The sequence below is a fragment of the Plantibacter sp. CFBP 8798 genome (assembly GCF_014841195.1).
In the GTDB taxonomy this organism is placed as follows: domain Bacteria; phylum Actinomycetota; class Actinomycetes; order Actinomycetales; family Microbacteriaceae; genus Plantibacter; species Plantibacter auratus.
The window spans coordinates 514,157-527,822 of the sequence record NZ_JACYTS010000003.1 but is presented as its reverse complement, the minus strand read 5'-3'; the positions used below and the strand labels follow the sequence as shown (position 1 = coordinate 527,822).

Annotated in this window: 10 protein-coding genes; 7 read left to right on the top strand and 3 right to left on the bottom strand. The window is 71.5% G+C overall.

The window, feature by feature from the left end; genetic code table 11:
* The first annotated feature begins 114 nt into the window (after nucleotides 1-114).
* The 4 genes from IFU30_RS15000 to IFU30_RS14985 are packed head-to-tail and all read left to right on the top strand — an operon-like array spanning nucleotide 115 to nucleotide 5,471.
* Complete coding sequence (locus IFU30_RS15000) at nucleotides 115-2,139, top strand: DUF6807 family protein (protein WP_192005804.1); 2,025 nt, start codon at nucleotides 115-117, stop codon at nucleotides 2,137-2,139.
* The gene (locus IFU30_RS14995; RefSeq protein WP_192005802.1) at nucleotides 2,136-3,305 is read left to right on the top strand and encodes a Gfo/Idh/MocA family protein; all 1,170 of its coding nucleotides are present in this window, start codon (nucleotides 2,136-2,138) and stop codon (nucleotides 3,303-3,305) included. Before IFU30_RS15000 ends, IFU30_RS14995 begins: the two co-directional genes overlap by 4 nt.
* Entirely contained in the window at nucleotides 3,302-4,354 is a 1,053-nt protein-coding gene (locus IFU30_RS14990) for a M24 family metallopeptidase (RefSeq protein ID WP_197977595.1), read from the top strand. Before IFU30_RS14995 ends, IFU30_RS14990 begins: the two co-directional genes overlap by 4 nt.
* 4 nt (nucleotides 4,355-4,358) lie before the next feature.
* Nucleotides 4,359-5,471, top strand: a complete 1,113-nt coding sequence (locus IFU30_RS14985; protein ID WP_192005800.1) for a glycerate kinase — start codon at nucleotides 4,359-4,361, stop codon at nucleotides 5,469-5,471.
* Between the two features lie 25 nt (nucleotides 5,472-5,496).
* Here IFU30_RS14985 and IFU30_RS14980 read toward each other — a convergent pair whose 3' ends face one another.
* From IFU30_RS14980 to xylA, 3 genes are all read right to left on the bottom strand, one after another.
* On the bottom strand, nucleotides 5,497-6,540 hold the full coding sequence (locus IFU30_RS14980) for an NADPH:quinone reductase (protein ID WP_192005798.1): 1,044 nt from the start codon (nucleotides 6,538-6,540) through the stop codon (nucleotides 5,497-5,499).
* Between the two features lie 365 nt (nucleotides 6,541-6,905).
* On the bottom strand, nucleotides 6,906-8,339 hold the full coding sequence (gene xylB, locus IFU30_RS14975; RefSeq protein WP_192005796.1) for a xylulokinase: 1,434 nt from the start codon (nucleotides 8,337-8,339) through the stop codon (nucleotides 6,906-6,908).
* A gap of 129 nt (nucleotides 8,340-8,468) precedes the next feature.
* Complete coding sequence (xylA, locus tag IFU30_RS14970) at nucleotides 8,469-9,659, bottom strand: xylose isomerase (RefSeq protein WP_192005794.1); 1,191 nt, start codon at nucleotides 9,657-9,659, stop codon at nucleotides 8,469-8,471.
* Between the two features lie 187 nt (nucleotides 9,660-9,846).
* On the opposite strand from xylA, the gene IFU30_RS14965 reads away from it, so the two are divergent.
* From IFU30_RS14965 to IFU30_RS14955, 3 genes are all read left to right on the top strand, one after another.
* Nucleotides 9,847-10,893: a LacI family DNA-binding transcriptional regulator gene (locus IFU30_RS14965; RefSeq protein ID WP_192005792.1), complete on the top strand. Its 1,047-nt coding sequence runs from the start codon at nucleotides 9,847-9,849 to the stop codon at nucleotides 10,891-10,893.
* A gap of 219 nt (nucleotides 10,894-11,112) precedes the next feature.
* Nucleotides 11,113-12,303, top strand: coding sequence for a Gfo/Idh/MocA family protein (locus IFU30_RS14960; RefSeq protein ID WP_249404835.1), 1,191 nt, complete (start codon nucleotides 11,113-11,115; stop codon nucleotides 12,301-12,303).
* A gap of 50 nt (nucleotides 12,304-12,353) precedes the next feature.
* A complete protein-coding gene (locus tag IFU30_RS14955) occupies nucleotides 12,354-13,664 on the top strand; it encodes an extracellular solute-binding protein (RefSeq protein WP_192005790.1) in 1,311 nt (436 codons plus the stop codon).
* The last annotated feature ends 2 nt before the right edge of the window (nucleotides 13,665-13,666 follow it).

Sequence of the window (13,666 nt, the reverse complement as noted above, 5' to 3'; positions counted from 1 at the left end):
TGACCACGTCCGGGTCGACGAGGCCGACCACGAAAACCGAGAAACCGGTTTCTTGATGCGAGCCTATAGGATGATTGATGACGGCACCACCTGTGACGAGTCGAACGAGGACGTATGAGCAACCGGTTCCCCAGCGCTGGACAGACACCGACGATCTCCGACGTCGCCGAGCAGGCAGGCGTCTCGAAGGCCACCGTGTCGCGCGTCCTCAACGGCAAGGCGACCGTCGACGCGGCGATCGCCGACCGCGTGCTCGCCGCGGTGGACGCCCTCGGCTACCGCCCGAGCATGCTCGCCCGAAGCCTGTCGCTCGGCCGCACGAACACCATCGGGGTCGTCGTGCCCGACCTCGAGAACCCGATGTTCCAGGAGATCCTGCGCGGGGTCACCCGGGCCGCGGCGGCCGACGGCTACCGCGTCCTCGTGACCGACACCGAGGAGGACCCGGCCGACGAGGCGGCGGCGGCCCGCGAAGCCCGTCGTCGCTGCGACGCGATCGTCCTCTGCTCACCCCGTCTGGCCGAACCGGAGCTTCGAGCGCTGCTCGCCCAGCTGCACCCGGTCGTGCTCGTCAACCGCGAGCTCGCCGACTCGCCCGTGCCGTCGGTGTCCATCGACTACGCCAGCGGCATGGAGCAGGTGCTCGCCGAGCTGCACGCACTCGGGCACCGGCACATCCTGTACCTCGCGGGGCCCGCCGCGAGTCAGGGCGATCGCCTCCGACGGGTCGGCATCGCCCGCGCACGCTCGGACCACGACGACCTCTCCGTCGACATCGTGCCGGCCGGGTCAGCGCTGGTGGACGGCGCCGCGGTCGTCGAGACGGTGGTGCAGCACGACGCGACCGCCGTGGTCGCCTTCAACGACCTCGTCGCCCTCGGGCTCGTCTCGGCGCTCCGCGGTGCCGGTGTGTCCGTCCCCTCGGCGCTCAGTGTGGTCGGCTTCGACGACATCCCGTTCGCGGCGTTCGCGGTGCCGGCGCTCAGCACGGTGTCCGTCCCACGACGCGAGCTCGGCGCCGAGGCGTGGACCAGACTGCGCGACACCATCGGCGGCGCAGAGGGTGGACACCCGCTCGTCTTCCGACCGCGGTTCGTCGCCCGGGAGAGCACCGCCGCCCGCCCGGCCGCGAGTCCACCGGTCTGGCACGGAACCGAGCAGCACCCCACCTCACCTGAGCTGACCGCCCGGCTCGGCGACCGCGAGGTCCTCGTCCTTCACGACGGCAGCGGCCTCGAACCGACCGACGCCCCGCGACCGTTCGCGCACCCCGTCACCTCGCTCGGCGGGACCGTCGTCACGGAATCCGCTCCCGACGACCACCCCCACCATGTCGGTCTCTCGATGGCCGTCGCCGACGTCGACGGTGTCTCCTACTGGGGCGGTCGCACCTACGTCGCCGGACAGGGGTCGACGATGCTCGACAACCACGGTGTCCAGCGCGTCACCGAGACCGTGGTGGACGCCGGTGTGCTGCGTCAGTGGCTCGACTGGATCGGACGCGACGGGACGACGCAGCTGAGGGAGTCGCGCCGCACGGTCGTCGAGGAGTTCGCCGTGCCTGGCGTCGGGAGCGGGAGGTCGGCGCTCCGCGTCGCCGTCTCCAGTGTCTTCCGGACGACGGGATCGACGGTGACGATCGGATCGCCGGCCACCAACGGCCGCGAAGGTGCCGGGTACGGCGGATGGTTCTGGCGGTTGCCCGCGGACGCCCACCGGTCCGTCCTCAGCGCTGACGGACCGGGGGAGTCGACCGCGCACGGCTCGCGTGCGGCCTGGGTCGCCTTCGTCCTCGACGCCGACGGGAGCGCTGACACACAGACGGGCGACACCACCGAGCCCGCCCCGACGCCGCCTCGACGCCCCACCACGGTCCTGTTCCGACAGCCCGCAGCGAACGCCTTCCCCTGGTTCGTCCGTGCGGCCGAGTACCCGGGTATCGGCGTCTCGCTCGCCGCCACCAGCCGCACCACCATCACCGCCGACACCCCGCTCGTCACCGGTCTGGAGGCGGTCGTCGTCGACGGCGCTCTGGACGCGCAGCAGGCGGACGCCATCCACCGTGCGCTCCTCACCGCCGAGGAACGCAGCACCGAACCGCGCAGCATTGAACCGCGCAGCACAGGGAGTGACGCATGACCAGCACCGACCACGCCACCGCCACCACCGCCCCGACCGTCGTGGTCGTCGGGATCCACGGCCATGGCGCCAGTCACGTGGCGGCAGCCAGGGCGCTCGCCGCGACCGGCGCGATCCGCCTCGTCGGACTCGTCGATCGGACCTTCACCGAGGAGGACCGCGCTGCCGGGGATGCGCCGCTCCGCGACTCGCTGGAGGAGTGCTTCGCCGCCGGGCGGGTGGACGTGGTCATCCTCTCGACCCCGATCCACACGCACCTGGACCTCGCCGTCGCCGCCCTCGAGCACGGCGCCGACGTCCTGCTCGAGAAGCCCCCGGTGACCTCGAACGACGAACTCGACCGGCTGCAGGCCACCGCCGCCCGGACCGGCGGGCTCGTGCAGGTCGGGTTCCAGAGCCTCGGATCGCACGCGATCGGCGAGATCGCGGACGTCGTCGCCGGCGGGGAGATCGGGGCCGTGACAGCACTCGAGGCGAGAGGCACCTGGGTCCGCACCGTCGGCTACTGGACGCGTGCCGCGTGGTCGGGCAGGCGCACGCTCGACGGCACACCCGTCGTGGACGGCGTCGTCACCAACCCCTTCGCGCACGCGGTCCAGACCATGCTCCGACTCGGCGGCACGACCGACCGCGCGGGGATCGCCACCATCGACCTCGACCAGTACCGGGCGAACGACATCGAGGCCGATGACACCTCGGTCGTCCGCATCACCCCACAGCGCGGTCCGATCATGACCGCGGCGCTCACCCTGTGCGCACAGGAGACGACCGACCCGGTGGTCACGGTCCACGGAGAGCTCGGCTCGATCCGGTTCCACTACACACGCGACGAGGTCGAGCTGGTCGTCGACGGCGTCACCCTGCGACGCTGGACGACGGGCCGGACCGACCTGCTCCCCGACCTCCTCCGCGCGCGCGAGGCGGTCCGGGCTGGTGAGGATGCCGCACTCGTCAGCTCCCTGGCCGACGCGTCCGCCTTCACCGCCGTCCTCGACGCGGTCCGGTCGGCCCCAGCGCCACACCGCATCCCCGCTGATCTCGTCGAGTGGCTCGGGGCGGGCGACGAGCGCCGCCCCGTCATTCCGAGGATCGAGGAGCTCGTCGCGGAAGCGGCCGCCTCCGGCAGCACCTTCGCCGAGCTCGGGACCGATTGGGCCCGGCGATGAACCACGAGCGGCCCGGTCCGGACGAGGACGACCGCCGTCGCAAACACGCCCGACTCGCGTCGCTCCTGGAGGCCCGCGGAGCAGGCACGATCGTGCTGCGGTCCGCCGCAGCGGTCAGCTGGTACCTCGACGGCTCGCGCGTCCACGTGAGCCTCGCGGCCGACCCGATCGTCGCGGTCGTGGTCTCGCCGGGCGACGCGTGGCTCGTCGCGACCTCCAACGAGGTGGACCGGCTGCAGGCCGAGGAGCTGCCCGACATCCGCGTTCGGACGGTGCCGTGGCACACGCCGATCGACGCGCTGCTGCCGAGTGGGGACGGGGTGCTGCAGGAGGCCGACATCGCCGCCGAGCTGCGCGCCGCACGTGCGTCGCTCCTCCCGGCCGAACTCGCGCGCTTCCGTTCGCTCGGGCGGGAGACGACGTCGGCGCTCGAGACGCTCGTCGACGAGCTCGACCCCGCCCGGACGGAACGCGCGGTCGCTGCGGACCTCGCCGGGCGCCTCGTCGCAGCCGGTATCGACCCGCTCGTCCTCCTCGTCGCCGGGGAGGGCAGACTCGCCCACCGGCACCCGCTGCCGACCGAGGGGCGACTCGGTTCCCGGGCGATGCTCGTCGCCTGCGGCCGCCGCGACGGGCTCATCGTGAACCTCACGCGGTGGTTCGACGAGGGCGGCACCCCGGCGGAGCCGTTCGCCACGGACATGCAGCGCATCCGCGCCGTCGAACGCGCCTATCTCGACGCCACCGTGCCAGGTGCTTCGCTCGCCGACATCCTCCGCACGGGGAGTGCGGCGTACGCCGAGCAGGGCTTCGACGCCGACGAGTGGACGAGGCACCATCAGGGCGGTGCGGCCGGCTACGCGGGACGCGATCCGCGCGCCACGCCTGAGGCGACCGACGTCGTCCAGCTCTGGCAAGCCTTCGCCTGGAACCCGACCGCCCCCGGCGTGAAGGTCGAGGACACCGTCGTGGTCACGCCGGACGGTGTCGAGGTGCTGACGACGAGCACGGCCTCGACCCACCCGACCCCGTCCACCGTGGGAGGCTGAAGACATGACCCGGCACATCGTGATCGCACCGGACTCGTTCAAGGGCACGGCGACCGCCGCTGAGGTCGCCGAGGCGATCGCCGACGGGTGGCGGACCGTCCGGCCCGACGATCTCCTGCACTCGCTCCCCATGGCCGACGGCGGCGAGGGCACGCTCGACGCCTTCGCGGCCGCCGTGCCCGGGGCGCGTCGGCACCTGATCACGGTCACCGGCCCGGTCGGCGACCCGGTGGACGCCGAGTGGCTCGAGCTGCCCGACGGTTCGGCGGTCGTGGAGCTCGCCCAGACGAGCGGGCTGACCCTGCTCGACCCCCTGCAGCCGTTCGCGGCGCACACCGTCGGCTTCGGTGAGGCCATCGCGGCCGCCCTGGACCACGGTGCGCGACGCATCCTGCTCGCGATCGGCGGAAGCTCCAGCACGGACGGTGGAGCCGGGCTGCTCACCGCGCTCGGAGCGCGGCTGGTGGACGCCGACGGTGGACCGGTGGCGCCCGGCAACGCCGGACTCGCGACGCTCCGCGATATCGACACCGCCGGACTCCGCGCGCTGCCGCCGGACGGCGCGGTCATCCTCAGCGACGTCACCAACCCGCTGCTCGGCGACCGCGGTGCCGCTGCGGTCTTCGGCCCGCAGAAGGGCGCGACCACCGCGGACGTCGCGGTCCTCGACACCAACCTGGCCCGGTTCGTGAGCCGCGCTGCGGAGGTTTTCGGGACGGACCGTGCGGAACGCGCCGCGGCCGAACCCGGTGCCGGTGCCGCGGGCGGTGCGGGCTACGGCCTCCTGCTGTGGGGCGCCACCGCCACTTCGGGCGCGCGCGGTGTCGGCGAGGCGATCGCCCTCCCGGAAGCGGCCGCGACGGCGTCGATCGTGATCACGGGCGAGGGCCGCTTCGACGACCAGACGGCCGACGGCAAGGTCGCCTCCTGGGTCGCCGGGCTCGCGGCGGACCGGACCATGCTCGTCGCCGGGGCGATCCAGGCGCCCACTGAGGGGATCTTCCTCGCGGCGGCATCGCTCACGGCGCTGGCCGGCGGTGTCGAGGCGGCGATGGCCGAACCGCTCGTCCACCTGCGTGCGGCAGGGGCGGCACTGGCCACCCAGTACCGCCCCTGATCACCTCACGTCGACGCGCCGGCGGTCATGCCGTGACGTCGATGAGGACCTTCCCGACCGTGTCGTCCTCGACGGCGGCGTGGGCCGCAGCCGTCTCAGCGAGCGGGAACACCGTCAGCGCCAGACCGTGGTCTTCGCCGACGGCGAGCGCGCCGTCCTCGATCGCGGCGGTGATGTCCTCAGCGGCGGCGTGGAGCGCGGCGTCGCCGACCGTGTAGAGCAGCATGAACTGGAGCCGCGTGTTGAGCCCCATGTGCGGACGGATGTCGAGCGTGACCTGGTCACCGCCGTTGTTGGCGTAGCTGACGACCGTGCCGCGCGGGGCGAGGACCGCCTGGTCGAGGGGGAGGTTCTGCGCGATCGCGACCTCCACGACGAGGTCGACGCCGTCGGGTGCCACCTCGCGGATCGCCGCGGCGGTGTCGCCCTCGCGGTAGTTCACGACGTGGTGTGCTCCCGCGGCGGTCGCGAGGCGGGCCTTCTCGTCGCTGCTGATGGTGGTGATGACCGTCGCGCCGGCCCAGCGGGCGAGCTGGATCGCGGCGTTGCCGACGGCGCCGGCACCACCCTGGACGAGGACCGTCCGGCCGTCGAGGGCACCGGGGGAGAGCCGGGCCGGGCCGTCCTGCGCGACGGTGAGGGCGCGGTGCGCGGTCATCGCGGGGACACCGAGGCTGGCACCGAGTTCGAATGACGCGGCGTCGGGCAGGGGGACCACACGGGAGACGGGCTGCACCGTGAACTCCTGGGCCGTGCCCAGCGGGCTCTCGTGCGCCGCGAGGTACACCCAGACGCGGTCGCCGACGGCGAAGGTGGTCGTGGTCGCCGCGTCGCCGGCGGCCGGGCCGACCGCGTCGATCACGCCGGCGCCGTCGAGGTTCGGAACGACCTCGGGGAAGGGCATGCCACCCGAGGGGCCGCCGCCGCGCCTGGTTTTCCAGTCGGTCGGGTTGACGCCCGAGAACGCGAGCTTGATGCGGACCTCGCCGGGGCCGGGCTCGGGGACCTCGCGCTCGACGAGGTGGAGGACGGACGGGTCACCGTTGGTGGAGTAGACGATCGATCGCATACCGGGGCCAACGTCTCCGCCGCGCGGAAGATTCCGCGGTGGCACTTCGACAGGCTCAGTGACCGGGAGGGGTTCGCTCAGTGACCGGGAGGGTTCGGCCCACCGACCGGGGAGGGGATACCCGTTCCCTGAGCTTGTCGAAGGGCCCCCGGGGTGACGTTGCGTCCCGGGAGGCTTCTGCGTGTGGCACTTCGACAGGCTCAGTGACCGGAGGATGTTCGCTCAGTGACCGGGTGGTGCTCGGTGACGGGGGAAGGGATGCCCGTTCCCTGAGCTTGTCGAAGGGCCCCCGGGGAGCGTTGTAGGTCGGGAGGCTCCGGTGTGTGGCACTTCGGCAGGCTCAGTGACCGGCGCCCGAGACCGCCTCAGGCTCGGGCGGCGTACTGCTCCCGTGCGATGCCGGACGCGTCCGCAGCGACCGCGTCCGCCTGGTCGGTGCGGACGCCGGCCCCCACTGCAGCCCACGCCGGGCGTGTGCCACTCAGCGCCCAGGCCGCCTGGACGGCTGCGCCGTCCGCCACATACTCCCCGGGTGCCGGCACGACGACCGGCACGCCGAAGACCTCGCGAGCGATCGCCTGCACCGCCGGGTTCTGCGCCGCACCACCGATGAGGAGCACGCGCTCCGCCGTGACGCCCTGCGCGAGCACCGCGTCGAGGCCGTCGGCGAGTCCGCAGAGCAGCCCCTCGATCGCCGCTCGAGCGAGGCCCTCGCGCGTCGTCGACTCCAGGGTCATGCCGAAGAGGGTCGCCGTCGCGTCCGGACGGTTCGGGGTGCGCTCACCCTCGAAGTAGGGCTGGAGCACGAGTCCCCGTGCCCCGGCCGGGGCCTCGAGCGCGAGTCGACCGAGTTCCGTGTGGTCGACGCCGAGCAGCGCGGCCACCGCGTCGAGGATCCGGGCGGCGTTGAGTGTCGCGATGAGCGGCAGGAACGCGCCGTCGGCCGAGGCGAACCCGGCGACGGTGCCCGAGCTGTCACGGACCACGGCCGGCGTCACGGCGAACACCGTCCCGCTCGTGCCGATCGACACGACGACATCGCCGGCCGTCGCCCCGAGCCCGAGGGCGGCTCCCGCGTTGTCTCCGGCACCCGCCCCGATGACCGTGTCCGGCCCGATGAGGCCACCGTCGACACCGGTCCCGGCCGACTGCTCCGGCGCGAGCACGCGCGGCAGGATCGCATCGTGGCCGAGCGCTGCGACGAGCAGCTCGCGGTCGTACTCGCCGTCGGTGGGGGACCAGTACCCGGTGCCGGAGGCGTCGGAGCGGTCGGTCGTCAGCTCGGCGAGGTCCGCGCCGAGCGGGCTCTCGTCGGCCGGACCGAAGCCGCGCAGACGCCACGTCAGCCAGTCGTGGGGGAGTGCGACGGCGGCGACCTCGGCGGCGTTCCCGGGTTCGGCGTCGCGCAGCCAGCGCAGCTTCGTGATCGTGAAGGAGGCGACGGGGACGCACCCGGTCCGCTGGGCGAGTTCCGCAGCGCCGAACTCCGTGATGAGGTCCGTCGCGGCCTGCGCGCTCCGGGTGTCGTTCCAGAGGAGCGCCGGACGGATGACGCGTCCGTCGACGTCGAGCGCGACCATGCCGTGCTGCTGGGCCGCGACCGACACCGCGGCGACATCCGCCAACCCGCCGGCGGCGGCGGCCGCCTCCTGCAGCGCCTGCCACCACGCGGCCGGGTCGACCTCGGTGCCGGCCGGGTGCGCCGCGCGTCCTTCGCGGACGAGCGCCCCGCTCTCGGCGTCGCGGATGACGACCTTGCAGCTCTGGGTGGACGAATCGATGCCGGCGACGAGCGTCATCGCTCTCCCTGTTCTCGGTGGTGGGCGGTCGGGTGACCGCCGGGTCTGCTGTGGGGTGGAACGCGGAACGGCGTTCCGCCCCCGATCCTCTCGGATCAGGAGACGGAACGCCAGGTTCGCGGGTGTCGGTTAGCGCGCGCCCATGAGGTGGTCGACGGCCAGCTGCTGCAGGCGGACGAACCCGAAGCCCTTGCCGCCGAAGTAGGCGTCGGCGTCGAAGTCCTCGTACGACGAGCGGTCGGCGAGCAGCTGGTCGACGGTCTCGCCGGGGTTGAGCGTCGGCTCGCGCAGCTCGGGCACGCGGGCGGCGGCCAGCGCCTCCTGCACCTCGGGGTCGGCGCGGAACGCCTCGGCGCGCTCCTTGAGCAGCAGGTACATGCGCATGTTGGCGGCTGCGGAGTCCCACACACCGGTGATGTCCTCGGTGCGGCTCGGCTTGTAGTCGAAGTGACGGGGGCCGTCGTACGCGGGGCCGCCGTTCACGCCACCGTGCTCGAGGAGGTCGACGAGCGAGAACGCGTTCTGCAGGTCGCCGTGACCGAAGACGAGGTCCTGGTCGTACTTGATGCCCCGCTGGCCGTTGAGGTCGATGTGGTAGAGCTTGCCCTGGTAGAGCGCCTGGGCGATGCCGGCGGTGAAGTTGAGGCCCGCCATCTGCTCGTGGCCGACCTCGGGGTTGATGCCGACGAGCTCCGGGCGCTCGAGGGTCTCGATGAACGCCATCGCGTGGCCGAGGGTCGGGAGCAGGATGTCGCCGCGGGGCTCGTTGGGCTTCGGCTCGATCGCGAAGCGGATGTCGTAACCCTTGTCGGTCACGTAATCACCGAGGAGGTTGACGGCCTCGCGGTAACGCTCGAGGGCCGCCTGCACGTCCTTCGCGGAGTCGTACTCGGCGCCCTCGCGGCCGCCCCACATGACGAAGGTCTTGGCGCCGAGTTCGGCGGCGAGGTCGAGGTTGCGGAGCACCTTGCGGAGGGCGAAGCGGCGGACGGCGCGGTCGTTCGAGGTGAAACCGCCGTCCTTGAAGACGGGCGCGCTGAACAGGTTGGTGGTCACCATCGGCACGATGACGCCGGTGTCGGCGAGCGCCTGCTTGAGACGGTCGATCTGCTTCTGGCGTTCGGCGTCGGTCGAACCGAAAGCGAAGAGGTCGTCGTCGTGGAAGGTGAGGCCGTAGGCGCCGAGCTCGTTCAGGCGGGTGACGGCCTCGACCACGTCGAGGTCGGGGCGGGTGGGGCCACCGAACGGGTCGGTCCCGTTGTAGCCGATCGTCCAGAGGCCGAAGGAGAACCGATCGGCTTTGGTGGGGGTGAGGCTCATGCGTGCAGTCCTTCAACGTCGTTGGTGAGCGGATGATTTGTTGTTAACCACAACTTATAGTCGAGACTAGCAGATCGTCGGCCGCGCGTCACCGGTCGAGTGTCGCGAAATATTTCGTTAGCATGGGCAGAACTTCTCGCTGCAGAGACGGCCGTCCGGCCCGACGGAGCGGGATCGGAGGACTCGGATGAGCGACGACCCCGCGGCGCAGACCGCTGGACCCGGTGCCGGTGGCGGGCGCGCGACCCTGTCGCGCATCGCCAGGGAGGCCTCCGTGTCGGTGTCGACCGCCTCGAAGGTGCTCAACGGGCGACCGGGGGTGTCGCCGGACACCCGGGAGATCGTCGAGCGACTTCTGGACCGCCACGGCTACAGTCGCCGCGGTGCCGAGCTCGCGCAAGGTTCGCTCATCGAGCTCGTCTTCGAGTACATCGACAGCTCCTGGTCGCTCGAGATCATCCGCGGTGTCGAGAAGGTCGCGCGTCAGCACGGCATGAGCGTCACCCTCACCGAGACGGGCGCCCGGCGTTCGACCGGCGAGGGTTGGGTCGAGAGCATCATCTCGCGGAAGCCGGTCGGGGTCATCCTCGTGTTCTCGGACATCGACCCGGCGTACCGGCGCCAGCTCCACACGCGCAACATCCCGGTCGTCGTGGTCGACCCGGCGGGGGACCCTGGCCCGGAGGTCGCCGCCATCGGCTCCACGAACTGGTCCGGCGGGATGGCCGCGACGCGCCACCTCATCGAGCTCGGACACCGCAGGATCGGGCTGATCTCGGGTCCGCAGGACCTCATGTGTTCGCGGGCGCGGGTCTCGGGCTACCGGTCCGCGCTCGAGGAGGCCGGGATCCCGCTCGACGAGACGATCCTGCGCCGCGGGGAGTTCATCCCGGAGGCCGGACGCGTCCTGGCGCTCGAACTGCTGCAGCTCGAGGACCGACCGACTGCGATCTTCGCCGGCAACGACATGCAGGCGTTCGGCGTCTACGAGGCGGCGCGCTCGCTCGGGATCTCGATCCCGGAGCAGCTGTCGGTCGTCGGGTACGACGACGTCCCGCCGGCCAAGTGGGTCGGTCCGGCCCTCACGACCATCCGGCAGCCGCTCATCGAGATGGCCGAGGAGGCGACCCGCCTGGTGCTGAAGCTCCGGTCCGAGACGGTCGACAACATCCGCCTCGACCTCGCCACCTCCCTCGTCGTCCGGGGTTCGACCGCAGCCCCGCCCACCCCGTAGCCCGCGAACTGTCACTCGCCGCTAGTCCCGGCGAGCGGGACTGTGTCGGAGTGACAGTTCGCGGGCAGGGGTGGGGGGTGCGGGCGCGTGCGAAAAGTTTCCAATGCGGGAGAGGGAAGTTGCGGGGAGACAGGCGGCGGGGCTAGCTTCAGGGCACCGCAGCGAAGCGATCCGGAACCCCGGGGCCGCAGCTGCGCGAGCATCTCGGGAGCATTGCACATGGCGGGAAGCGGACGGCCGGAACTCCGGGTCGCGATGATCGGATACGGCTTCATGGGAGCCGCACACTCGCAGGCCTGGCGCACCGCACCGCGCTTCTTCGACCTCGACGCGGAACCGGTCATGGCGACGATCGTCGGCCGCAACGCCGAGGCACTCGAGGCGGCCCGCGTGAAGTTCGGCTGGGAGTCGGCCTCGACGGACTGGCGGAGCGTCATCGCCGACCCGTCCATCGACATCGTCGACGTCTGCACGCCCGGGTCCTCGCACGTCGAGATCGCGATCGCCGCCCTCGAAGCCGGCAAGCACGTCCTCTGCGAGAAGCCGCTCGCCAACAGTGTCGAGGAGGCGGAGCTGATGGTCGCCGCGGCCGAGGCGGCGAGGGCCCGCGGCGTCCGCTCCATGGTCGGCTTCAGCTACCGTCGTGTGCCCGCCATCGGCTACGCCCGCCAGCTCATCGCGGAGGGCGCGCTCGGCGACGTCCGCCAGATCCGCGCGCTCTACCTCCAGGACTGGCTGAGTGACGCCGGGGGGCCGATGACCTGGCGCCTCGACAAGGACCAGGCCGGCTCCGGCTCGCTCGGCGACATCGGCGCGCACGCCATCGACCTCGTGCAGCACCTGACCGGTGCCCGACTCGACGCCGTCAGCGGGACGCTCGCCACCTTCGTCACCGAGCGACCACTCCTCGGCGAGACCGTCGGCCTGAGCGGGACCGCCTCGGAGGAACGCGCCGCGGTCACCGTCGACGACGCCGCCTGGTTCACCGCGAAACTCACGGGCGGGCTCGCGGACGGCGCCATCGGCGCCTTCGAAGCCACCCGCTATGCGACCGGACGGAAGAACGCGCTCCGCATCGAGCTGAGCGGCTCCCGCGGAGCCATCGCCTTCGACCTCGAGCGGATGAACGAGCTCGAGGTCTACGACGCCACCGCTCCCGCCGGCAAGCAGGGCTTCACGCGCATCGTCGTCACCGAGCCGGAGCACCCGTACATGGCCGCCTGGTGGCCGACCGGCCACGGTATCGGCTACGAGCACCCGTTCTCGCACCAGGTGCGCGACCTCGTCCAGGCCATCACCGGCGGCACCGATCCCGAGCCGTCCTTCGCCGACGGGCTGCAGGTCCAGCGGGTCCTGCGCGCCGTCGAGTCGAGCGCCGCGAACGGCAGCGCCTGGACACCCACCGACTGATCCGTCCCCATCGCACCATCAGCAGCAGCACCCACCAAGGAGAGAACGCAATGACGCTTCGTACTTCATCCCGCCGTCGGACCCGACTGGCCGCAGTCGCCCTCGGCGTCTCGGCCCTCATGCTCGGCGCGACCGCCTGCTCCAGCGGCGGCGGCGCCCCGAGTGGCAGTGCCACCCTCTGGGGCCTCACCGGCACCGACGAGGACACCGTCCTCGGCCCGTCGCTCAAGGAGTGGAACGGCGCCAACGCCGATGGCCAGATCGCCGCGACCTACTTCCAGAACGACGCCTACAAGACCAAGATCCGCACCGCAGTCGGCGCAGGCAGCGCTCCGACCATCATCTACAGCTGGGCGGGCGGCACCCTGAACTCCTATGTGGACGCCGGCAAGGTCGCCGACATCACCTCGGAGACCGCGGACGCCAAGGGCAAGTTCCTCGAGTCCGTCTGGAACCAGGGCGTCATCGACGACAAGGTCTACGCGGTGCCGATGAACGCCACCACGCCGATCATGTTCTACTACAACAAGGACGTCCTGAAGGCCGCCGGCGTCGAGGTCCCGACGAACTTCGATGAGATCGTCGACGCCATCCCCAAGCTCAAGGCCGCAGGCGTGGCCCCGTTCTCGCTCGCCGGTGCGTCCAAGTGGCCGTCGCTCATGTGGGAGGAGTACCTCGTCGACCGCGTCGCCGGCCCCGAGGCCTTCAACAAGATCATGGCCGGTGAAGCCGACGCGTGGAGCGACCCCGGCATCATCGAGGCGAACGAGAAGATCCAGGAGCTCGTGAAGGCCGGCGCGTTCGTTGACGGCTACGCCTCGGTCACGGCCGACAGCAACGCCGACGTCGCCCTGCTCTACACGGGCAAGGCCGCGATGATGCTCCAGGGCGCCTGGGTCATGACGACCTTCAAGCAGCAGGCGGCCGAGTTCGCCGAGAAGGGGCTCGGCTACACGACCTTCCCCGCCGTCACCGGTGGCAAGGGCGACCCGTCGAACATCGTCGGCAACCCGTCCGGGTACTTCTCCATCTCCGCCTCGGCGACGAAGGAGCAGAAGGCCAGCGCCCTCAAGTACCTCACCGAGGGTGTGTTCGACAAGGGCTACATCGACCGCATGGTCGAGGCCGGTCAGGTGCCGCCGATCACGGGTATCGACGACCAGATCGCGGACGCCGGCGGCGACTTCGGCACGACCGTCTACGACCTGACGAAGAACGCGAAGAACTTCCAGATGTCGTGGGACCAGGCGCTCCCGCCCGCACAGGCGACCGCGCTGCTGACGAACCTCGACCAGCTGTTCAACCTGCAGATCACCCCGCAGGAGTTCTCCGACAACATGAACAAGACGATCGGACAGTGATC

Excerpts from the sequence above, each read along its gene's own strand:
- IFU30_RS15000 (WP_192005804.1), top strand. The coding sequence starts at position 115 with ATGAGCAACCGGTTCCCCAGCGCTGGACAGACACCGACGATCTCCGAC.
- IFU30_RS14995 (WP_192005802.1), top strand. The coding sequence starts at position 2,136 with ATGACCAGCACCGACCACGCCACCGCCACCACCGCCCCGACCGTCGTG.
- IFU30_RS14990 (WP_197977595.1), top strand. The coding sequence starts at position 3,302 with ATGAACCACGAGCGGCCCGGTCCGGACGAGGACGACCGCCGTCGCAAA.
- IFU30_RS14985 (WP_192005800.1), top strand. The coding sequence starts at position 4,359 with ATGACCCGGCACATCGTGATCGCACCGGACTCGTTCAAGGGCACGGCG.
- IFU30_RS14980 (WP_192005798.1), bottom strand. The coding sequence starts at position 6,540 with ATGCGATCGATCGTCTACTCCACCAACGGTGACCCGTCCGTCCTCCAC.
- xylB (WP_192005796.1), bottom strand. The coding sequence starts at position 8,339 with ATGACGCTCGTCGCCGGCATCGATTCGTCCACCCAGAGCTGCAAGGTC.
- xylA (WP_192005794.1), bottom strand. The coding sequence starts at position 9,659 with ATGAGCCTCACCCCCACCAAAGCCGATCGGTTCTCCTTCGGCCTCTGG.
- IFU30_RS14965 (WP_192005792.1), top strand. The coding sequence starts at position 9,847 with ATGAGCGACGACCCCGCGGCGCAGACCGCTGGACCCGGTGCCGGTGGC.
- IFU30_RS14960 (WP_249404835.1), top strand. The coding sequence starts at position 11,113 with ATGGCGGGAAGCGGACGGCCGGAACTCCGGGTCGCGATGATCGGATAC.
- IFU30_RS14955 (WP_192005790.1), top strand. The coding sequence starts at position 12,354 with ATGACGCTTCGTACTTCATCCCGCCGTCGGACCCGACTGGCCGCAGTC.